This is a genomic window from Janthinobacterium sp. OK676 (assembly GCF_900103595.1).
Lineage (GTDB): Bacteria > Pseudomonadota > Gammaproteobacteria > Burkholderiales > Burkholderiaceae_D > Janthinobacterium.
The window spans coordinates 149,873-170,118 of the sequence record NZ_FNHA01000015.1; the positions used below are offsets into that span (position 1 = coordinate 149,873).

Below are 20,246 nucleotides of genomic sequence, written 5' to 3' on the forward strand. Positions count from 1 at the left end.
GACCACCATGAACCAGCGAGCCATTCCCCCCGTCTCCCTTGCCGCGCAGCCGCAATGGGAGCTGCACCAGATCGTCGATGAATTGCGCGCCGTGCGCGAGCAGTGGCGCGAAGGACTGGCCAGCAACCAGGAGTGCGGCGCGCGCGAATTCCCGTCGCGCCAGCATTTGCACGACATCATCAAAGCCCTGTGTGCGGCCCTGTTCCCCATGCGCCTGGGCCCCCTCGACCTGCAGCAGGAGAGCGAGGATTTCTTCGTCGGCCACACGCTCGACACGACCCTGACGGGCTTGCACGAACAGGTGCGGCGCGAACTCAGTTACCACGCGCGCCAGCACGGCTTGCAGCAGACGGTGCCCATCGAACAGCAGGCGCTGGCCATCGTGCAGCGCTTCGCCCGCGCGCTGCCGCGCATCCGCGCCCAGCTCGACACGGACGTGGCGGCCGCCTTCCATGGCGACCCGGCCGCGCACAGCGTCGATGAAGTGCTGCTGTGCTATCCGGGCATCCTGGCCGTCATCCATCACCGCCTGGCGCACACCCTGTATGCACTGGGCGCGCCGCTGGTGGCGCGCATCATCGCCGAAGTGGCCCATTCGCAGACGGGCATCGACATCCACCCGGGCGCCATCATCGGCAGCAGTTTTTTCATCGACCATGGCACGGGCGTGGTGATCGGCGAGACGGCCATCATCGGCGAAAGGGTGCGCATTTACCAGGCCGTCACGCTGGGCGCCAAGCGCTTTCCCGCCGGCTTTGATGGCGTGCTGAAAAAGGGCCTGGCGCGCCACCCCATCGTGCAGGACGACGTGGTCATTTATGCGGGCGCGACAATTCTCGGGCGCGTGACCATCGGCCAGGGTTCCGTCATCGGCGGCAATGTCTGGCTGACCCGCAGCGTGGCGCCCGGCAGCCATGTCACGCAAGCGCACAACCAGCAGGAAGCACAGGAGTTGCCGGAGTCGCCGGCGCCACAGCCCGCTTTTGCCCACCACCCATGAGGACAGCATGTTGATCAAACAGTTTGGACTGGCCGTGCGCCAGTTGCGCGAAGGGCATGGCTGGTCGCAGGAGCGGCTGGCCGAAGCGGCCGACTTGAACCGCTCGTTCATCGGCGAAATCGAACGGGGCGCCGCCACGCCGTCGCTGCTGACGGTGGAAAAACTGGCCGTCGCGCTGGGCATCGGCCTGGCCGGATTGATGGCCCGCTGCGAACCGGAGCTGGTGGATTAGCGCCAGCACTGATGGCGATAGCATGTTGAGTAAAAGAGAGGGGCGCTCGATACTTTATTCGTTTTTCAGATAAGCATATTCACTTTTCTCATCAGGAGTAGTCATGACAGTAGCAACAGAGAGCCAGTTCGCGCTGGGCGATAACGCCGCGCGCCAGCTGGCCAATGCAAGCAAGAGCGTCCCCCAGTTATCCACGATCACGCCGCGCTGGCTCGTGCACCTGCTGCAATGGCTGCCCGTGGAAGCGGGTATCTACCGCCTCAACCGCGTAAAAAATCCGAAGGACGTGCGCGTGGCCTGCTCGCAGCGCGACGAGTCGGAACTGCCGCAAACCTTCGTCGACTACGACGAGCAGCCGCGCGAATATTTTCTCAACGCCGTCAGCACGGTGCTCGACGTGCACACGCGCGTGTCGGACCTGTACAGCAGTCCGCACGACCAGATCAAGGAGCAGCTGCGCCTGACCATCGAGACGATCAAGGAGCGCCAGGAAAGCGAGTTGATCAACAATCCCGATTACGGCCTGCTGGCCAGCGTGCACGATGACCAGCGCATCTTTACCCTGACGGGCGCGCCCACGCCGGACGACCTCGACGAACTGCTGACGAAAGTGTGGAAGGAGCCGGGCTTTTTCCTCGCCCATCCGCTGGCCATTGCCGCCTTTGGCCGCGAATGCACGCGCCGTGGCGTGCCGCCGCCGACGGTCAGCCTGTTCGGTTCCCAGTTCCTCACGTGGCGCGGCGTGCCGCTGGTGCCGTCCGACAAACTGCCGATCGAAGACGGCAAGACGAAGATCATCTTGCTGCGCGCGGGCGAGCAGCGCCAGGGCGTGATCGGCCTGTTCCAGCCTGGCCTGGCGGGCGAGCAAAGCCCCGGCCTGTCCGTGCGTTTCATGGGCATCAACCGCCACGCGATTTCGTCTTATCTGATTTCGCTGTATTGCTCGCTGGCCGTGCTGACCGACGATGCGCTGGCTGTACTGGAAGACGTGGAGATCGGTAAATACCATGACTACCCAGACACCTACAAGTGATGGCGCGGCGGGCTTGCCTGCCGTCCCGTTCTTGCCCGACGAAGCGACCTTGAACCGCCTGGCGGGCGAGTTTTTTGCGCGTCTGCCCGGGTTAGATAAATCGCCCAGCCTCGGCGGTTCCGGCAGCGTGCTCGATGCGGCGCCCCGCTATGCGAACCGCCCGCCGCCACAGCCCGGCCCTTCCTTCGCCGCCATCGCTCCCGGCGTGGCGACGGCGCAAGTGCCGCCCGTGACGGCGCCGCCGGAGGCACCGATTGCGCCGGCGCCGGCTTCCGTGCCGACGCCGCGTGCATCAAGCATTGGTGTGCCGTCACCTTATTATTTTGTCGGCGGCGCGCATGGCTATCCGGCGTCGGACGGCAAGCTCGATGGCCTGGCGCAGCAGGGGCTGGGGCAGGCCGCGCCGCAGCAGGCACCCGCGCGCCAGCTGCCCGTATCGCCGGCGAACAGCCAGCCCGTGTTCTATTTCCAGACTGAGCTGCCCTCGGCGACGAAGCCCGGTCAACACCAGACGCAGGCGCCATTCGACGTGCATGCCGTGCGGCGCGACTTTCCCGTGCTGGCCGAACGGGTCAACGGCAAGCCGCTGGCCTGGTTCGACAATGCGGCCACCACGCACAAGCCGCAGGCGGTGATCGACCGCGTGTCGTATTTCTATGCGCACGAGAATTCGAACATCCACCGCGCGGCGCACGCATTGGCGGCGCGTGCCAGCGATGCCTATGAAGCGGCGCGCGCCAGGGTGGCCAATTTCCTCGGCGCCGCCTCGGCCAATGAAATCATTTTCGTGCGTGGCGCCACGGAAGGCATCAACCTGATCGCCAACACGTTCGGGCGCAAATACATCGGCAGCGGCGACGAGATCATCGTCTCGCAGCTCGAGCACCACGCCAATATCGTGCCGTGGCAGCAGCTGGCGGCGGAGAAGGGTGCGACCCTGCGCGTGATTCCCGTCGACGACAGCGGGCAGATCATCCTCGATGAATTCCGCAAGCTGCTCAACGGGCGCACGAAACTGGTGTCCGTGACGCAGGTGTCGAATGCATTGGGTACCGTGACGCCCGTGGCGCAGATCATCGCGCTGGCGCATGCGGCCGGCGTGCGCGTGCTGGTCGACGGCGCGCAAGCCGTGTCGCATCTGCGCGTGGACGTGCAGGCGCTGGGTGCCGATTTCTATGTCTTCTCGGGCCACAAGGTATTTGGCCCGACGGGCATCGGCGCCGTGTATGGCAAGGCCGACTTGCTCGAGCAACTGCCGCCATGGCAGGGCGGCGGCAACATGATCGCCGACGTCACGTTCGAGCGCACCGTCTACCAGGGCGTGCCGAACCGTTTCGAGGCGGGCACGGGCAATATCGCCGATGCCGTGGGGCTCGGTGCGGCCATCGATTACGTGCAGCGCATCGGCCTGGAAAACATCGCCGCCTACGAGCACGCGCTGCTCGAATATGCGACGCACCAGCTGCAGGCGATTCCCGGCGTGCGCCTGATCGGCACGGCGGTTGAAAAGGCGAGCGTGGCTTCGTTCGTGCTGGCCGGTTACGAGCCGGCGGAAGTGGGGCGCGCCCTGAACGACGAGGGCATCGCCGTGCGCTCGGGCCACCATTGCGCCCAGCCGATCCTGCGCCGTTTCGGCGTGGAAGCGACCGTGCGTCCCTCGTTCGCCTTCTACAACACGTACGAGGAAATCGACCGCATGATCGTCGTGGTCAAGCGCCTGGCGGGCGCGCGCCGCTGACCGTGTCAGTTTGTCAGCCTGATGCCGCCCCTGCGCCAGCGGGGGCGGCATTGTTGCGTCATGTCACGGACTTTGCGCGCGGCTGGCTGGCGTCCGCAGGCTGGCGGTATAATTTATCCTTGGCAATACTCAAGCTGCGGCCCCAAGGAGATATCGCGTGGAAGATCAACACAGCTCGCCCGAGCTTTTCCTGTTCCTGGCGTCGACCGTGCACGACATGAAAAACTCGATCAGCGTGGTCAGCGGCACTTTGGAGTCGCTGCTGGCGGCCGAGCAGGCGAAAACAGCTCCCCAGGCCGATCCCGCCTACCTGCAGATGGCGCAGATGCTGTACCAGACCAAGCGCCTCAACGATAACCTGATCCAGCTGCTGGCCCTGTACAAGGAAGTGGGCAAGCCCGGCTACCCGTTTGACGTGCAGCCGCAGCTGGTCAGCCAGGTGATCGACCAGGTGGTGGACCAGGAAAAGATCCTGCTGGCCTCGAAAGGCATCCGGCTCGAGACGGCTTGTGCGCCGGAACTGATCTGGACCCTCGATGAAGACCTGGTCATCGGCGTGCTTGCGCATGCGATCAACAACGCCATCCGCTACACGAAGGACACGATACGCCTGTCCGTGCGCGAGCACGGCGGCATGCTCGAGCTGCGCGTGGAAGACAATGGCGATGGCTATACGCAGGCCTTGCTCGACGCGGGCAGCGCGGCCATGGACGGCATGGCGGCGGGCGTGAACTTTTCCACCAACAGCACGGGCCTGGGCCTGTATTTTTCCAGCGAAGTGGCAAAGATGCACAAGCACCGGGGCAGCAGCGGCAGCATCGCCCTGGAAAACGGCGGCGCCCTGGGCGGCGGCTGTTTCATCCTGCGCCTGCCCTGAACGAGGATGCCATGACGACAGACAGCCACGCCACCGCCGCCGAAGCGGGCAGCACCGACTGGGCCGACAAGCATTATCTGCTGGTCGACGATTTCATCGGCATCCGCATCCTGCTGCGCGAATCGCTGCGCAACCTGGGCGCGCGCCATATCGACCAGGCGGCCAGCGGCGGCGAAGCCATGAAGCTGCTGGCCAAGACGCGCTACGACGTGGTGCTGTGCGATTACAACCTGGGCGAAGGCAAGAATGGCCAGCAAGTGCTGGAAGAGACGCGCGTGCGCAACCTGACGGCACCGTCCAGCGTATGGCTGATGGTGTCGGCCGAGAAAAGCGTGGAATCCGTGATGGGCGCGGCCGAGCACCAGCCCGACGCCTACCTAATCAAGCCGATCACGGAAGGCGTGCTGCTGACGCGCCTGAACCGCGTGTGGCACAAGAAGCAGGTGTTCCGCGAAATCGACCAGGCTTGCATGGAAAAAGACTACTTGCGTGCGGCCAAATTGTGCGACGCGCAGATCGAGCTCAACAAGCTGCACGAGCTGGAACTGCTACGTATGAAAGCCACTTTGCTGCTGAAAAGCGGCGAGCCGGAAAAGGCCCGCGCCGTGTACGAAAAAGTGCTGGCCGACCGCGATTACAGCTGGGCGAGGGCGGGCCTGGGCAAGATCCGCATGAATAACGGCGAACACGAGGCGGCGCGGCAAATCTTCCAGGGCGTGATCGTCGAAAACAAGTACTACATCGACGCCTACGACCAGATGGCCGTCGCCTACCAGCTGATGGGCCAGCACGAGGAAGCGTGCGGCGTGCTGGAAAAGGCGGCGCGCCTGTCGCCCAATTCCGTGCCGCGTCAGCGCAACCTGGGATTGGCGGCCCTGAAGGTCGGCAATGTCAGCATGGCGGAAAAAGCGTTTCGCAAGTGTATTTCCATCGGCGAGTTTTCCGTCATGAAGACGCCGGACGCCTACCTGGGCCTGGCGCGCGTGTGCGGCCTCAAAAAGGATGCCAAGGAGGCGCTGCAATGGCTGCTGCTGGCGCAGCGCGAATTCTCGCCCGAGCAGATCGGGCTGCGCGCGAAGATCACGGAAGGCATGGTGCACCACGAAACGGGCGACTACCGGCGCGCGCGCAAGTGCGGCGACGAACTCGAAGCCATGCTGCTTGACGACCCGGCGCGGCCCGAGAAAAGCATTTGCATGGAACTGGCGACCCTGCTGTTCGCAGTCGGCGTCAAGGATGCGCCGGCCGGCCTGCTGTGCTACGTGGTCAAGAACAACCACGACAATCAGGTGGTGCAGGACGAAGTGCAAAAGATATTCGACAAGGCGAAGATGGGCGACGAGGGCACCAGCCTGATCATCGCTTCGCGCAAGGAAGCATCGGACCTGATGAACAAAGGCGTGCTGCTGTGGAAGACGGACAAGCTCAACGAAGCGGTGGCCTGGATGCGCACGGCGCGCGAAAAGCTGCCGAACAACCTGCGCATCCTGTTCAACTCCGCGCAAATCATCGTGTCCTTCCTGGAACAGCGGGGCTACCAGGCGGAATTGGCGGCCGAGGCCATGGAAGTGTTGTTGTATGTGGACAAAATTGCACCGGGGCAGCAGCGCTTCGCGCAATTGATGGAGCAGCTGGTGCAACTGACGCCGCCGCCCGGGCCGGAAGAGGCCGTCGAGACGCCGGAAAAAACGCCGCCGGCAGCGGAAAAAGGGGGAAAAGCCGTGCGTGAGCGTGCCGGATGATAAACTAGGGGCCAGCGTGGGTTCGCCTGCGCTTGAGTTGCTCTACAACAATAAGGAAGAAACTATGCGTGATGTGGTCAATGAAGTATACAAAAAGATGAAAGTCGGCGCCGTTGCCTGGGTACGCCCGGTGGCCGCCAAGGGAGACACGCTGGAAACATTCCAGTCTTCGTACGAGCACGCCAAGGCGCTGGCCGACGAAGGCCTGATCACGATCGGTGACGTAAAACGCCAGGCCGACAACATGATCGAGGCGATCCGCATTCATCGTATCGCCTGATCATATCGTTGACTTGCAGTGCTAGGCCTTGCCTGGCGCTTTGGCCTTGGGGGCCGCGCGTTTCGCGGGCGCCTTGCGCAGCGGGGCCTTGGCTGCCGTGCCTGCCTCCGCCGGCTTGGCGGATTTGCCGGCAGCCGGCTTGGCGCTGGCGCCACCGCCGAAACTGGCGGCCGCCGCATCGGGCGACATGGCCGTCGACACGGCTTGCTTGAACTGATCTTGTAACAAATTCCACCAGGCACTTGGATTGGCCAGCTGGGCTGCGGCCTGGCTGCCGGCATCGCTTGGCGTCGCCGCGGCCGGTTCCGGCGCGGGCGCAGGCGCCGGTTTCGGTGCAGGCGCTGGCGCCGCAGCTGCGGGTGCCGCTTGCTGGAAAAACGCGGAAGCGTAGGGCACGGATTCAAACACGGATTTCTCGCTGGCGCCGGGCTGGGTGATGGCTGCCGCCAGCGAGGCGCCCATCGATTTCAGGGTGGCGATGGTGCCGCGCTGCACTTCCAGCGCCTGGATACTGCCGCGCAGCATGCTGGTATTGAGGTTCAGCCACGCTTCGACGGCTTTCAAGTCATTGATTTTCTTGTCCAGCTCTTCCACCGACATGGTGGGCGCCGTGATGCCGGGCACGCCCATGCCGGGCACGCTCATGCTGCCCCACAGGTTCTTGACGAAGTCGAGGGTGTCGGTCACAACTGCTGCGCCCGGCATTTGGGGCATTTGCGGGTTTGCCATGCGAAATCTCCTGGTAGGTGGATGTGCCTAGCGTAGCAGATATCAGCTTGCAACTGACGCAAAGCCGCCAACATTTTCTTACATAAAACAGCAAGAGTTGAGTACGGGCAAGAAACAGGAAGTGGGGGGAAGGCGGTACACTACGGCCTATGATGCCTGACTCCTTCTTTTCGCCACCGCGCCGCCGCACCGTCATTTTTGTCGCGGTCATTGGCGCACTGCATTACTTGGCACTGGAATGGCTCACCTCGCGCGCCAGCATGGTGCCGCTGCGGCAGGATCATGCGCAGGTGGTCAGCATGGCGCTGATCGCCGAGCCGCCCAAACCCGTGCCGGTGGCGCCGCCGCCGCCACCACCGAAGCTGCGGCCCCTGCCCGAACCCCGCTTGCCGCCACCGCCGCCGCCGACGGACCTGCCGTCGAGCGACACGGCCCAGTTCACGGCGCCCGCCAGCGACGCGCCGGAAGGGCCGGTCACGCCAGCGGCCCCGGCGGCCAGCGCGCCAGCCATCACGGCGCCCGCCCCGGCCGTGACGGAGGCGGCGGCGCCGCCCAGCCCGCCGCCGCCCGTCGAGCAGGCACGGCGCTACAAGACGAATGCGCCTGCCTCGGCCCAGTTCGACCTGCACGTGGACCGGCGCGACGCCGACGGCACCAAGTGGCAGGGCGTGGCTTCCATGGCGTGGGACAACCGCGGCGACACCTACCAGCTGAAACTGGAAGTGGGCTTGAGCATGCTGATCACGCGCATCAACCTGCTGGTGCTGACCAGCGAAGGTGTGATCGATGGCAGCGGCATCGTGCCCGTCACGGCGACGGAAAAGCGCAAGGGCCGCGCGCAAACGGCCACGCATTTCAACCGCGACGCCAAGGCCATCACGTTTTCGGCCACGACGGCCACGGTGCCATGGCAGGAGGGGGCGCAGGACAAGGCGACGGTGCCGTTCCAGCTGGCCGCCATCGGCCGCGCCGACGTCAACCAGCTGGCGGGCAATATCGACATCCTCGTCGGCGAGGAAAAGGAAGCGACCGTGTTCCGTTTCCAGCTGGTGGGCGAGGAAGAACTGGAGACCAAAATGGGCCGCCTGGTGACCTGGCATTTGCGCCGGCCGCCGAAGCCCGGCACGTATTCGTCGCAGCTCGATATCTGGCTGGCGCCGTCCATGCAATGGTATCCGGTACAAATACGCAATACAGAAGCGAACGGGGCGCTGACCACGCAAACCGTGACCCAAATTCGCGTCAATGACGCTACAGGAAAATAAATGATGACTCTGACTACTTTGAAACACTTGCTGGCCGCCGGCATGCTGGCGGCCACCTTCGCTCCCGCCATGGCGGACGCGCCCGTGGGCCATCCCGTGATCAAGCGGCCGTACAAACTGGCGCCGTCGGCCGATCTCGTCTATTCGATCAAGGCGAAACAGCGCGGCATTGCGCTGTCCGGCGAATCGGTCAGCAACTGGCGCGTGGGCGATGGCAAGTATTCGCTGCTGGCCGAAACCAAGGCTGCCCTGTTCGGCAAGATCCTCGAGCAGCGCAGCGAAGGCACGGTCGACGACTACGGCCTGGCGCCGGCCCAGTTCGTGGAAAAGCGCTTCCGCAAGGAAGCGGCCACGACCACCTTCAAGCGCGACAGCAAGACCATCGTCTTCAGCGAAGGCGATGACAGCTATCCGCTGAAAGGCGGCGAGCAGGACCGTAACAGCACCGTCTGGCAACTGGTCAGCATAGCGCGCGCCACGCCCGAGAAATTCACGCCCGGCTCGGAATGGAGCTTCTTCGTTGCCGGCCGCCACGACGCCGAGCCGTGGACCTTCAAGGTCGTCAAGCAGGAAACCGTCGCCACCGGCCAGGGTCTGGTCGAAGCCGTGCACCTGGTCAAGGCGCCGCCGCCGGACAAGAAGGGCCAGCAAGTGGACCTGTGGCTGGCGCCGTCGCTGGAATGGTATCCCGTGAAGGTGACGTTTGCCGATGAAGACGGTGATTACGTGGAGCAAACCTTGCAAAAGATTATCCAGAAGTAAGTGCTTGCTGTTGTTGTGGGGTCAGACCCGCCGGGGGGAGGTGCCCAATGGGCGCATCCCGATTCCAAAGGAACTGACCCTTGTCCGCCCGTTTTCGCCATCAGGAGTCTTGATAAGCAGGCGCCAGCGTTGCGCCGTGTCCGCACCTCCCCCTCCCACGCGCTAAATTGCATGTCAGAACTGATATACTGACGCCCCCGCCCCGCAGCGCCGCGTTAGCCCGCTGCGCCGCCCGCTGAACACTCATCCGGAAAAGAATGATTGATATAATGGCAAGTGCAGCCGTGGCTACGGATGCAAATCAGACAGAGCAAGAGCATCACGATTCCTTGCAGGCGCATTTCCAGCCCAATATTTCGGCCGACGAGATCGAGCAAGTTTTTCACTTGAAGCGGGCGCAGCCCCTGCTGCAAGTGTTTACGGCCCTGTTCCACGGCGGTTTCGATGGCGTGCTGGTGCGTCTGCTCGTGTTGCGCGAGCTGGCGTCCGATGCGGCCACGTCGGCCTATACGCGCGCCGATATCAACACGAAACTCGCCTATCTGTTGCCGGAAAGCCTGGAAACGGTCTTGCTGCGCCTGCGCTCGAACCAGTTGCTGGCCTGGGATGCGCAGCAGGGCGTGTACCGCGTCACGCCGATGGCGCGCAACGTGCTGTCGGCCATCGACAGCTTGCTGGGCCTGGGCCAGACGGAAGACGAAGCGGAAATGGGTTTTCTGCTGTCGCAGGTAGCGGGCGCGCAAGCCGTCGGCGGCGTATCGGTCGAGCAATTGCAGCACTTGCTGGGCCGCCTGGTGGACTTGACGGAGGAATTTTCCGACGCGATTGCCTCCGGTTCCGAATTCCGGCTGCGCACGGCGCAGGCGAAGTGGAACATGGCCTGCGACTGGGTGGAAAAGGGTTCCGAGATTCTCGTGGCGATTACTTCCGATGAAAACGCGGACAGCGCCACGCACAAGGCGGCGCAGGCGATCGGCCGCGCGCAAAGTAAATTGCTCAACATGCAAGGCATGTTTTCGCGCGCCCTGAACCAGATCGAGCGCCAGCGCGTGCACCTGGGCCAGTCGGGCCTGTCGACCACGGACATCAAGCGCTGGCTCTTGCTGCATGAAGACCTGGCCAGCCTGGCCGAAGGCGCCATCGACCAGCCCGTCGTGCCGCTGTTCTCCACGCCGGCCGAAATGATCGACGTGGCCGAAACGGAACTGCTGTCCGAACGGGCGGCAGGCGTGACCAATACGGGCCTGCCCAGCGGAGAGGATGCGCCCACCACCATCAGCGACGGACCCGCCATGCAGCTTGAACTCGATGACCTGTTGGACCGCCTGTCGAACTTCGCCAGCCTGGGCAATTTCCCCAGCATAGTCGAGGAAGGGCCGAAGTCCGTGCCCGTGCAGGATTCCTTGCTGCCGGCCAGCTTTGCCGTGGCGTCGTACCGCGCCTCGATGCTGCCGCTCTTGGGCGACGTCTCCGAAGCGAGCTTGCAAGGCTCGACGGCCGAACTGGCCCGCTTGCCGATTACCTTTACACCGACCGACGAGATGGTCCAACTAACCGACCCCCACGTGGCGGCCATGTCGATCGCCTCGCTTTCACTGAATGTTTCACTTGATTTAGATGGCGCCACCTTTGATGAATGACGATTCCCAAATCCTGATTGCGCGCCTGCTCACGCATCAAACCCTGCGCCGCGACGACAAGCTCGTCAAGCGCGTGCTGTCCGACGAGCTGTTCCGCGCCGAGATCGATGCGCGATTGCTGGCCTGCGGCTTGAAGCTGCTCGACAACGTGTATGCGGACCACGTGACTTTGGCCCTGACGCGCACCATCGAGCCGAAGATTTTCGGCGCGCGCGACGTGTGGCAAAACAATAATTTCGGCCTGGCGCGCGATGGCGTGGCCTTGCTGGTGGTGCTGTGGGCGCAGATCATCCTGCCCAAGCGCGAACGCCAGGAAACGCACCAGCACGCGGACGACGACCAGAACGACATGTTCGGCACGGAAAAGCCGCTGCCGCGCGCGGAAGACGCGTCGATCGGCATTTCCTACAAGGCGCTGCTGTCGGACTTCGGCGACAAGCTGGGCAAGAAGACGCGCATGGACATGAACCTGGGCACCCTGGCCAAGCTGGGCTTCATCGAGCGGCGCGGCGATTTCATCCTGGAAGGCCCGCTGCTGGACCTGATGATGGATACCGACGTGCTCAAGGAACGCATCATCAACGGCGCCCTGGCCGACGTGTTCAAGCGGGCGCCGGCGCGCCTGGTGGCCGTCAGCGATGATCCACTGCTTGACGCCGACCTGGCAGACGACTTGTCCGCCGATATCGGCGACCTGCCTGACGCTGGCGACGAGCCCGCGTCCGACCTTCCTCACTGAAAGCGCCCATGTTTCATATCAAATCACTTGAACTGGTGCACTGGGATTACTGGCAGCGCATCAAGAACATCCCGCTCGACGCGAAGATCATCACCATCGCGGGGCAGAACGGTTCCGGCAAGACCACCTTGCTCGACGCCTTGCGCACCCTGTTCGGCCTCGACTGCTCGATGGGCCGCACGTACAAGCACTATGCGCGCCATTCGGGCCAGCAGACGGCCTGGTTGCGCGCCGTGGTCGACAACAAGAACGTGGGCAAGCAGCTGTCGAACCGCCCGTTCCGCAGTTCCGGCTTCTTCAGCGACGATGAAGTGACCCTGTTTTGCCAGATCCAGAAAAATGGCGGCGACTGGAAGCGCCAGTATCTGATGCGTCCGGGCAATGTGCAGATCGAAGACATCACGGATGCCAACGACTGGCTCGGTGTGGAAAACTACCGCAAGCGCCTGGCCAATGCGGGCTTGTCGCCAGCCATGTCGAAAGTGCTGGCGCTGGAGCAGGGCGAGACGGACAAATTGTGCGAATATGCGCCGCGCCAGCTGCTCGACCTCGTGTTCCAGGTGTTTGGCGACAAGGAAGTGCTGGACGCCTACGACGAAGCCAAGCGCCACCAGCGCGACACGGAAGTGGAACTGAAACGCTTCGAGACGGAACTCGAGGCGTCGAAGACCAACCTGGAAGGCTTGCGCCTGCGCGTGGCCAATTACCACCAGTGGGAAGGCTTGCACAAGGAACGCCGCAACCTGCTGGAAGAAGTGCTGCCCAGCCTGCAGTACCACGAGGCGCGCGAAAAAGCCGCCATCGCCAGCCGGCAATTGCGCGATGCGCGCAAACCGATGGCGCAGGCGGACCAGCAACTGACGGATAAACGCAACGCGCTGGCGGCACAGGCAAAGGCCCTGTCCGACGCGCAGATGAACGAAACCCTGCTGGAGCAGGAATCGATCGGCCTGCAGAGCCGCCTTTCCCTGATCAATGCCAAGCTGAAACCGCTGGACAGCCTGCTGGAACAGAAGGAGCGTCTGCACAAGCTGGCGGCCGATTCGGGCAGCGACATCGCCGAAGTGGCGGCCCAGCTGGAACAGAAGGAAGCGGAACTGCTGCGCCAGCGCCAGCAGCGCGATGCCTTGTCGGCCCGCATCGCGGGCGAGCAGGCGACGATTGCCGCGCTGCAAGGCAAGACGGCCATGCCGGAGCCGGACAATGTGCGCGGCATGCGCCGCGCGCTGCGCGACGCAGGCATTCCCCACGCGATGCTGTCGGACATCGTCGAAGTGACGGACAGCCGCTGGCAGGGCGCCGTCGAAGGCGTGCTGGGCGGTTACGCCTCGGTCGTCCTGCTCGACAAGGCCAAGGATGCGGCCGCCGCCTACCGCCTGGCCGAGAAGGAGCGCTACCGCCACTTCATCGTGCCCGACCTGGTCACGGCGCCCGTGGCGAAGGACGAGAGCTTGCTGGCCGTGGTGAAATTTTCCGCGCCCGTGCCCAGCTGGCTGATCGAGCAGCTGTCGCGCATTGCGCGCGTCGATTCCGTCGAAGCGGGCTTTAAATTGGGCAATCACGAAGAGTGGATCACGCCCGAGGCCTACCACCGTGAACGCCGCGGCGGACGCTCGCTGTTCGTCGAAGCATCGCGCTACCGCTTCGGCCAGGCTGGCCGCAGCGGCCGCCTGGAAGCGCTGCTGCGCTCCTTGCCGGGCCTGGAAGGCCAGGAAGACACCTTGACCCTGGCGATCTCGAAGCTGGCGGCGGAAGTGGGTGCTTTAAAAGCGCGCATCGCCGGCGTCGACGCGGCCAAGGAACTCAGTGCACGCCAGGAAGAATTCGCCGAAGCGCTGCGCAATTCGAAGCCGCTCAAGGAAGAGCGCCTGGAAGTGGGCGGCCGTCTGGGCGAGCTGCAAAACCTGACGAAGAACGCCACCGTGGCGCGCACGCGTGCCGATACGGTGTGGCAAAACGCGCGCCTGGCCTTGTCGGAAGCGGAAGCCGGTTCGCGCCTCGGCTACAAGAAGCAGATTGAACAGCGCGCCGAGCATGCGCGCGCCTTGCTGGCTCTGCGCCATGCGTGGCGCCACCTGCCGAAAAGCTGGCGCCGTCCCGCGCGCCGCGCGGCGCTCGTGGCCGAGCACCAGAATGCGCACCAGGTCGATCTGCGCGTGGCCAGCCTGCAAAACAGCCTGGCGCGCGACGACTGGGAACTGGACGCGACCGTCATCGACCAGCACCACCGCCTGTCGGAGCAGCTGCACGGCCGCCAGTCGGAAACGGACGAGCGCCGCTACCAGAACAACCGCGCCATCGAAGCGACGGGCAATGCCCGCGGCGCCTACATGGAGCGCTTGCGCTACACCATCAAGACCTACAGCAAGAACATCAAGGAACTGGGCGAATTGGCCGGCATCGAAGTCCATGCCGACCCCGTGCGCCTGGAAAACGACGACGTGCAGCTGTCGCAGGCGGGCTTGCACGTGCGCTTCAAGTTCGACGGCAAGGGCGTCATCGGCATGAACGATGGCGAAGCGTCGGGCGGCCAGCAGGTGATGAAGTCGCTGGTGCTGCTGATCGGCTTGCTGAAATCGGAAGACGGTTCCGGCGGCTTCGTCTTCATCGACGAACCGTTTGCCCACCTCGATATCCGCAACATTCAACTGGTTGGCGAATTCCTGAAAAACACGGAAGCGCAATACCTGATGACGACGCCGTTGACGCACAACACGGACGTCTACGATCCGTCGGAACTCACTTTGATCACCAGCAAGAAGAAAAAGGATACCCAATGGGCGCAACCGATTTTCGTGCTGCAGCGCCGGGTCGATCCCGTATCGGGCAAGGCGGCATGATGATCGCGCGCAAGCTCCTTCTGGCCGCGGCCCTGTCGCTGTCGTTGGCAGGCACGGCCGTGGCCAACGACGGCATCGGTTCCGTCAGCGCGGGCGGCATCCTGTTCGGCAAGACGGATGCCGTGGCCATGAAAAAGGAAGTGCTCAGCGTGAGCACGGACTTGATCAAGGTCGAGTATGAATTCCTCAACGAGTCGGCCAGGGATGTGGAAGAGACGATCTTCTTCCCCTTGCCCGAATACTCGGCCGGCTACCATGGCTCGCCCACATATTACGGCCAGCCGCAGCAGTTTACCGTCGACGTCGATGGCCGGCGCAAGGACTATAAAACCACCTTCGTCGCCAAGCTCGATAGCGCCGACGTGACGGCCCGCTTGCGCCAGCTGGGCTTGTCCGACGCGCAAATTGCGTATTTCCCTTCGCACACGCCGTTCGACAAGAAGGTGGCGCCGCTGACGGCCGCGCAAAGCAAGATCATGATACGCGAAGGCTTGCTGGCCCAGCTGTACGACGAGGAATGGGTGCCGGCCTGGACCGTCAAAGTCATCTACCTGTGGCAGCAGAAATTCCCCGCCGGCAAAGTCGTGCGCGTGCGCCATCAATATGCGCCATTCGTCGCGGCCGGCCCGGGTGCGTCCTACCTGGGCGATGGCAATACATTTGAAAAGAAATACTGCGGCGACAAGGCCTTCTACAAGACGTGGAACCGCCTGGCGGCCCAGCAGGGCGAAAGCGGCTTCGTCAATGCCGTGTGGGTGTCGTACATTTTGACGACCGGTAACACCTGGAAGAATGGCATCGAAGACTTTACCTTGAACCTGATCAAGGGCAAGCCGGACGAACTGGTCAGCCTGTGCTTCCCCGGCACGTTCACCAAGATCAACCCCACCACCTTGCAAGTCAAGCTGCGCAACTTCCATCCGAAGCAGGACTTGGACGTGTACTTCGGCAATGTCGAAGGCATGGTGAGCAACGACGGTGTGGCGCCGCAGATACGGCCATAGGAACGAGCACGCAGGACGCGCTGGCCGCGCGTCACCATCATTGCTTAGGTGATATTGCTGTAAGAGCAATTAAATACACTATGGATACAAATTGCCTATAATTGCCAATTATCCAATAGTGTTCTGCCGATTCCATGTCCCTGTCCATTTCCATGCCGCTGCGCCGCCTCGGCCGTTTGTTCTGCCTTTCCTCCTCCCTCGTGGCGCCCGCCGCCTTCGCCGATAGCTACAGCGATTTCCAGCAAGCCAGCGGCCAGCTGGAAGCGCTGATGGCCAAGGCGACGCCGCAAGGCGGCTTGCCGCGCTTGGGCGATCCTGCCGTGGCGCAGCTGTTTGCCCATATCGCCGACGGCCCGCGCCTGTTCCAGGCGCCTGTCGCGGCGCTGCAGGACGTCAACCAGAGCGTGGCCGTGTGCGAGCAGGCCATGCGGCTGGGAAAAACATACTATGCGTTTGGCCTCGAACGGCCCTTGCCCATGTCCGGCACCGAATTGCAGCTGGCGCGCAGGGAACAAATGACGCAGAACCTGGCCAGCTACGGCGATGAAATGAGCACCTTGTTTGCTTTCAGCATGCATTGCCATGGCCATTTGATTGGGCTGATGGAGCAGGAATTCAGCGCCCGGCCGGCCGATGCGGTGAGCGGACCCGAGCGTCTGCGCGCGCGGGCGTTCAGCAAGAATACGGCCATTGTTTACACTGGCGTGTTGCAGTTCATGCAGGTGCCGCTGTGGAGCATGGCGCAAAAGAAAAGGATGCTGGAAGCGGCCGCGCAGCACGCCACGGCGAATGCAAATCTGATGGCGCCGCCCTTGCGCGAGCGCCTGCTGAGCAGTCTGGCCGGTGCGGACAAGGACCTCGATCCTGCCCTGGCGCCGGCCTTGGCGACGATACGCCAGGCGCTGTCGGTGACGACGTGTACGGGCCTGTGCCAGTACTACTGATTTACTCTGCTGCCTGCAGCGGCTTGTTGCGCTGGCGCCAGCGCAGCAGGCCCCACGCATACACGGCGTAGTAGCCGATGACGAGGCCGTAGGCGGCCATGGTCAGCGGGCTCTGGCCGAACGGGGGCGGCGGCACGGGCACGTCCAGGCGCGTGTTCATATAGATTTGCATGCCGCGGTACAGCAGGCGGGCGATGAACAGCATCGTGATGGTTAAGCCCAGGTAGCGGTGCTGGGTAAAGAAGAAATCCTTGCCGACCTGCTCGAAGCGCGTCAGCTTCAATCCCAGCACGCCGAGCCAGCCGCCGGCCAGTGCACCCGCGCCCAGGCTGGACAGGGGCAGGAGCTCGAATTTCGTCGTCGTCGCCAGGAACAGCAGCAGCGCGGGAAACGCGATGGCCACCAGCCAGTGGCGCCACAGCTGCGACTTCTGGCGCGCCACCAGTTTCTTCAGGCGCGAATAAATGCGCCAGACCAGCAGCGGGACCAGGAACAGCAGGGCGAGGGTAGTGGTTTCCATGTAGACATTCGGGTGCGGGTAAAACAGCGATTGTAAGCCAGATGGGGATGGGCGGCGATGCTTGTCAAACGGTAAAAGTTGCTTGTTGACATTTACATGGCATGAACGCACTATGCCCTGTCACACAGCGCCGCCATGAGCGGTGCGGTGCGCCCGCTTGTTGTCGCCACCTTCATACACTGGAGTTTCATGTCTACTCGTTTGCCTTTGCTGCCCATCACTGTCGGCCTGATGGCCTCGTCTTCCCTGGCCATGGCGCAAGATGGCGCGTATCAAGCCCCGCCCGCGCCCCTGCAAGCCATCGTCGATGCGCCGCGCGCGCCAACCCTGAGCCTGAGCCCGAAACGCAACCTGGCCGCCGTGCTGCCCACGCCATCCCTGCCCAGCATCAGCGAAGTGGCGCAGCCGGAACTGAAGCTGGCGGGCTTGCGCATCAACCCGCGCACGTATTCGGCCAGCCGTTTCAGTTTTCACACGGGACTGGGTTTGCTCGACATCGATACGCAGAAGGAAATCAAGGTCAGCGGCCTGCCCGCATCGCCCCGCATCGCCGACCTGGCCTGGTCGCCGGACCAGCGCTACCTGGCGTTTACGCACATCGCCTTCGCCGATCCCGCCAGGGGCGTGAAGGAATCGGGCGTGGAACTGTGGCTGCTCGACGTGCAGACCAAAGCGGCGCGCAAGCTGGGCAATCAATCCTTGTCGACCGTGTATGGCCGCGGCTTTTCCTGGCTGCCAGACAGCAAGACCTTGCTGGTGCAACTGAAACCGGCCAAGCTGGGCGCGGCACCCGTGGCCAGCGGCATCCCGACGGGCCCGTCCATCCAGGACAGCGTGCCGGGCGGCGGCGTCAAGCAATTGCGCACCTATCCCGACCTGCTGAAAAACGAACAGGATGCGCAGCTGTTCGAACACTACATCACCGTGCAGCTGGCCTTGCTGGACGTGGCGGGCAAGCAGCGCCTCGTCGGCCAGCCGGGCCAGTTCTCGCGCGTATCGGCCTCGCCCGATGGCAAGCACCTGCTGACGACCAGCATCGTGCGTCCATATTCGTACATCGTGCCGGCGCACGACTTTGCCCACAAGATCGACGTGCGCGACCTGAATGGCAAGGTGGTGCATGCGGTGGCGGCCTTGCCGCTGGAGGAAGGGCTGCCGCCAGGCAATGATGCCGTCTCGGCCGGCGTGCGTTCCGTCAGCTGGCGCGTTGACGCGCCCGCGACGTTGGTGTGGGCCGAGGCGCAGGATGGCGGCGATCCGGCCAAGGCGGCGGAGATCCGCGACATCGTCTACACGCAGGCGGCGCCGTTTAGCAGCAAGCCGGCCGTGCTGGCCAAGCTCGGTTCGCGCTATGCCGGCATCGCATGGGGCCGTGGCGACCTGGCCCTGCTCGGCGAAGCGTGGTACAAGACGCGCGCCGTCAAGCAGTGGAAGATTTCACCGGATCAACCTTCCGCGCCGGCCGACCTCGTGTATGCGGGATCGTTCGAAGACCGCTACAACGACCCGGGCCAGCCCGTCATGCGCGCGGACGCTGCCGGCTTGCCGCGCCTGCTGATCGCCGCGGACGGTTCCATCCTGCTCGACGGCCAGGGCGCCTCGAAGGACGGCGACCGTCCCTTCATCGACCGCCTGAACCTGGCGACGAAACAGAAGGAGCGCCTGTTCCAGAGCGCCGCGCCGTATTATGAAAACGTGGTGGCCGTGCTGGACGAGGATGGCAGCCGCTTGCTGTCCACGCGCGAATCGCCGACCGAGCAGCCGAACTACTATGTGCGCAACCTGAAGCAGCAGGGCGCGGCGCAACTGACGGCCCTCACGCATTTCCCCCATCCGCTGCCGCAATTGAAGGACGTGCAGAAAGAGCTGATCCGCTACAAGCGCGCGGACGGCGTGGACTTGACGGCGACATTGATGCTGCCGCCGAACTACGACGTGAAACGCGACGGTCCGCTGCCGACCCTGATGTGGGCGTACCCGCAGGAGTTCAAGACGGCCAGCGCCGCCAGCCAGACCAAGGGCTCGCCGTACAAATTCAATGCCGTCAGCTACTGGGGGCCGGCCGCCTTCCTGTCCATGGGTTATGCCGTGCTCGACAATCCATCGTTCCCCATCGTCGGCAATGGCGAGCAGGAACCGAACGACACCTATCTGCCGCAGCTGGTGGCCGATGCCGAGGCGGCCGTCGATGAAGTGGTGCGCCGTGGCGTGAGCGACCGCAACCGCATCGCCATCGGCGGCCACTCGTATGGCGCTTTCATGACGGGCAATCTGCTGGCGCACACGCGTCTGTTCCGTGCCGGCATCGCCCGCAGCGGCGCCTACAACCGCACCTTGACGCCGTTCGGCTTCCAGGCGGAGGAGCGCTCGTTCTGGCAGGCGCCGGCCGTCTACCAGGCCATGTCGCCGTTTAATTACGCGGACAAGATCAAGGATGCGCTGCTGATGATCCATGGCGAGCAGGACAACAACTCGGGTACCTTCCCCATCCAGAGCGAGCGCATGTTCCAGGCCGTCAAGGGACTGGGCGGCACGGCGCGCCTGGTGATGCTGCCGAACGAGAGCCACGGCTATCGCGCGCGTGAATCGATCATGCAGATGCTGTATGAAAGCAACAACTGGCTGGAGAAATATGTGAAGAACGCGGCGCCGCCCGCCGCCGACGCCAAGCCGGCAAGCAAATAAGAGCAGCGGCGCGCATCTCGTGGTATGGTCTTCCTTTGCCCGCAGGGAGGCCAGCCATGCAAGTCATCCATGCCCACCGCGCGCCCGACCCGGCGCCCGTCGATGAACCCATGCCGGCGCCGGAGCCGCAAGAAGCGCCCGGGCGCCACCCGGGGCCCGTGCACCCGGTGCCGCAGGACGACCCCGTGCCGCACCCGCATCCCAGTTAATCTCGTC

The 20,246-nt window shown here is 63.8% G+C and carries 18 protein-coding genes; 16 read left to right on the forward strand and 2 right to left on the reverse strand.

The features are described from left to right. Window positions 1–7: 7 nt before the first annotated feature. The 7 genes from epsC (at window position 8) to BLU39_RS25480 (ending at window position 6,902) form a co-directional block, all read left to right on the forward strand. A complete protein-coding gene (gene epsC, locus BLU39_RS25450) occupies window positions 8–1,000 on the forward strand; it encodes a serine O-acetyltransferase EpsC (protein ID WP_092718507.1) in 993 nt (330 codons plus the stop codon). 7 nt (window positions 1,001–1,007) lie between these two features. Next, complete coding sequence (locus BLU39_RS25455) at window positions 1,008–1,232, forward strand: helix-turn-helix domain-containing protein (RefSeq protein ID WP_092718511.1); 225 nt, start codon at window positions 1,008–1,010, stop codon at window positions 1,230–1,232. A 103-nt stretch (window positions 1,233–1,335) separates the two neighbouring features. Continuing rightward, entirely contained in the window at window positions 1,336–2,265 is a 930-nt protein-coding gene (locus BLU39_RS25460; protein ID WP_092718515.1) for a family 2A encapsulin nanocompartment shell protein, read from the forward strand. Beyond that, window positions 2,240–4,003 carry a family 2A encapsulin nanocompartment cargo protein cysteine desulfurase gene (locus BLU39_RS25465; RefSeq protein ID WP_092718518.1) on the forward strand — a complete coding sequence of 588 codons (1,764 nt, stop codon included), beginning with the start codon at window positions 2,240–2,242 and terminating at the stop codon, window positions 4,001–4,003. Before BLU39_RS25460 ends, BLU39_RS25465 begins: the two co-directional genes overlap by 26 nt. 157 nt (window positions 4,004–4,160) lie before the next feature. Further along, window positions 4,161–4,880, forward strand: a complete 720-nt coding sequence (locus BLU39_RS25470) for a sensor histidine kinase (RefSeq protein ID WP_092718521.1) — start codon at window positions 4,161–4,163, stop codon at window positions 4,878–4,880. A gap of 11 nt (window positions 4,881–4,891) precedes the next feature. After that, complete coding sequence (locus BLU39_RS25475; protein WP_092718524.1) at window positions 4,892–6,622, forward strand: response regulator; 1,731 nt, start codon at window positions 4,892–4,894, stop codon at window positions 6,620–6,622. Further along, window positions 6,606–6,902: a hypothetical protein gene (locus BLU39_RS25480; protein WP_232731285.1), complete on the forward strand. Its 297-nt coding sequence runs from the start codon at window positions 6,606–6,608 to the stop codon at window positions 6,900–6,902. The genes BLU39_RS25475 and BLU39_RS25480 overlap by 17 nt, the downstream gene beginning before the upstream one ends. Window positions 6,903–6,923: 21 nt before the next feature. Here the strand turns inward: BLU39_RS25480 and BLU39_RS25485 are convergent, their stop codons facing one another. After that, window positions 6,924–7,631: a PhaM family polyhydroxyalkanoate granule multifunctional regulatory protein gene (locus tag BLU39_RS25485; RefSeq protein ID WP_092718527.1), complete on the reverse strand. Its 708-nt coding sequence runs from the start codon at window positions 7,629–7,631 to the stop codon at window positions 6,924–6,926. Window positions 7,632–7,780: 149 nt separating this feature from the next. Between BLU39_RS25485 and BLU39_RS25490 the strand changes: the two genes are divergently transcribed. The 7 genes from BLU39_RS25490 to BLU39_RS25520 all read left to right on the forward strand — a co-directional run bounded on the left by BLU39_RS25490 (window position 7,781) and on the right by BLU39_RS25520 (window position 16,825). Continuing rightward, window positions 7,781–8,896 carry a DUF3108 domain-containing protein gene (locus tag BLU39_RS25490; protein ID WP_092718529.1) on the forward strand — a complete coding sequence of 372 codons (1,116 nt, stop codon included), beginning with the start codon at window positions 7,781–7,783 and terminating at the stop codon, window positions 8,894–8,896. After that, entirely contained in the window at window positions 8,897–9,658 is a 762-nt protein-coding gene (locus BLU39_RS25495) for a DUF3108 domain-containing protein (protein ID WP_092718531.1), read from the forward strand. Between the two features lie 269 nt (window positions 9,659–9,927). Continuing rightward, window positions 9,928–11,298 carry a hypothetical protein gene (locus BLU39_RS25500; RefSeq protein ID WP_092718533.1) on the forward strand — a complete coding sequence of 457 codons (1,371 nt, stop codon included), beginning with the start codon at window positions 9,928–9,930 and terminating at the stop codon, window positions 11,296–11,298. Beyond that, a complete protein-coding gene (locus BLU39_RS25505; RefSeq protein ID WP_092718537.1) occupies window positions 11,291–12,037 on the forward strand; it encodes a hypothetical protein in 747 nt (248 codons plus the stop codon). Before BLU39_RS25500 ends, BLU39_RS25505 begins: the two co-directional genes overlap by 8 nt. Window positions 12,038–12,045: 8 nt before the next feature. After that, entirely contained in the window at window positions 12,046–14,877 is a 2,832-nt protein-coding gene (locus tag BLU39_RS25510) for an ATP-binding protein (RefSeq protein ID WP_092718540.1), read from the forward strand. Further along, window positions 14,874–15,881, forward strand: coding sequence for a DUF4424 family protein (locus BLU39_RS25515; protein WP_157808873.1), 1,008 nt, complete (start codon window positions 14,874–14,876; stop codon window positions 15,879–15,881). The genes BLU39_RS25510 and BLU39_RS25515 overlap by 4 nt, the downstream gene beginning before the upstream one ends. Window positions 15,882–16,015: 134 nt before the next feature. Continuing rightward, window positions 16,016–16,825 carry a hypothetical protein gene (locus BLU39_RS25520; RefSeq protein ID WP_092718546.1) on the forward strand — a complete coding sequence of 270 codons (810 nt, stop codon included), beginning with the start codon at window positions 16,016–16,018 and terminating at the stop codon, window positions 16,823–16,825. 1 nt (window position 16,826) lies between these two features. Here the strand turns inward: BLU39_RS25520 and BLU39_RS25525 are convergent, their stop codons facing one another. Then, the gene (locus BLU39_RS25525) at window positions 16,827–17,345 is read right to left on the reverse strand and encodes a CcdC protein domain-containing protein (RefSeq protein WP_092718549.1); all 519 of its coding nucleotides are present in this window, start codon (window positions 17,343–17,345) and stop codon (window positions 16,827–16,829) included. 189 nt (window positions 17,346–17,534) lie between these two features. Between BLU39_RS25525 and BLU39_RS25530 the strand changes: the two genes are divergently transcribed. Beyond that, a complete protein-coding gene (locus BLU39_RS25530) occupies window positions 17,535–20,030 on the forward strand; it encodes an alpha/beta hydrolase family protein (protein ID WP_175539416.1) in 2,496 nt (831 codons plus the stop codon). A 56-nt stretch (window positions 20,031–20,086) separates the two neighbouring features. Next, window positions 20,087–20,239 (forward strand): hypothetical protein, encoded by a 153-nt coding sequence (locus BLU39_RS28740; RefSeq protein ID WP_175539417.1) that lies wholly within the window; start codon window positions 20,087–20,089, stop codon window positions 20,237–20,239. Window positions 20,240–20,246 lie beyond the last annotated feature (7 nt).

What these genes read in the sequence shown, in the direction of transcription:
- epsC (WP_092718507.1), top strand. Translation starts at nt 8, where the DNA reads ATGAACCAGCGAGCCATTCCCCCCGTCTCCCTTGCCGCGCAGCCGCAA.
- BLU39_RS25455 (WP_092718511.1), top strand. Translation starts at nt 1,008, where the DNA reads ATGTTGATCAAACAGTTTGGACTGGCCGTGCGCCAGTTGCGCGAAGGG.
- BLU39_RS25460 (WP_092718515.1), top strand. Translation starts at nt 1,336, where the DNA reads ATGACAGTAGCAACAGAGAGCCAGTTCGCGCTGGGCGATAACGCCGCG.
- BLU39_RS25465 (WP_092718518.1), top strand. Translation starts at nt 2,240, where the DNA reads ATGACTACCCAGACACCTACAAGTGATGGCGCGGCGGGCTTGCCTGCC.
- BLU39_RS25475 (WP_092718524.1), top strand. Translation starts at nt 4,892, where the DNA reads ATGACGACAGACAGCCACGCCACCGCCGCCGAAGCGGGCAGCACCGAC.
- BLU39_RS25485 (WP_092718527.1), bottom strand. Translation starts at nt 7,631, where the DNA reads ATGGCAAACCCGCAAATGCCCCAAATGCCGGGCGCAGCAGTTGTGACC.
- BLU39_RS25490 (WP_092718529.1), top strand. Translation starts at nt 7,781, where the DNA reads ATGATGCCTGACTCCTTCTTTTCGCCACCGCGCCGCCGCACCGTCATT.
- BLU39_RS25495 (WP_092718531.1), top strand. Translation starts at nt 8,897, where the DNA reads ATGATGACTCTGACTACTTTGAAACACTTGCTGGCCGCCGGCATGCTG.
- BLU39_RS25500 (WP_092718533.1), top strand. Translation starts at nt 9,928, where the DNA reads ATGGCAAGTGCAGCCGTGGCTACGGATGCAAATCAGACAGAGCAAGAG.
- BLU39_RS25505 (WP_092718537.1), top strand. Translation starts at nt 11,291, where the DNA reads ATGAATGACGATTCCCAAATCCTGATTGCGCGCCTGCTCACGCATCAA.
- BLU39_RS25510 (WP_092718540.1), top strand. Translation starts at nt 12,046, where the DNA reads ATGTTTCATATCAAATCACTTGAACTGGTGCACTGGGATTACTGGCAG.
- BLU39_RS25515 (WP_157808873.1), top strand. Translation starts at nt 14,874, where the DNA reads ATGATGATCGCGCGCAAGCTCCTTCTGGCCGCGGCCCTGTCGCTGTCG.
- BLU39_RS25520 (WP_092718546.1), top strand. Translation starts at nt 16,016, where the DNA reads ATGTCCCTGTCCATTTCCATGCCGCTGCGCCGCCTCGGCCGTTTGTTC.
- BLU39_RS25525 (WP_092718549.1), bottom strand. Translation starts at nt 17,345, where the DNA reads ATGGAAACCACTACCCTCGCCCTGCTGTTCCTGGTCCCGCTGCTGGTC.
- BLU39_RS25530 (WP_175539416.1), top strand. Translation starts at nt 17,535, where the DNA reads ATGTCTACTCGTTTGCCTTTGCTGCCCATCACTGTCGGCCTGATGGCC.
- BLU39_RS28740 (WP_175539417.1), top strand. Translation starts at nt 20,087, where the DNA reads ATGCAAGTCATCCATGCCCACCGCGCGCCCGACCCGGCGCCCGTCGAT.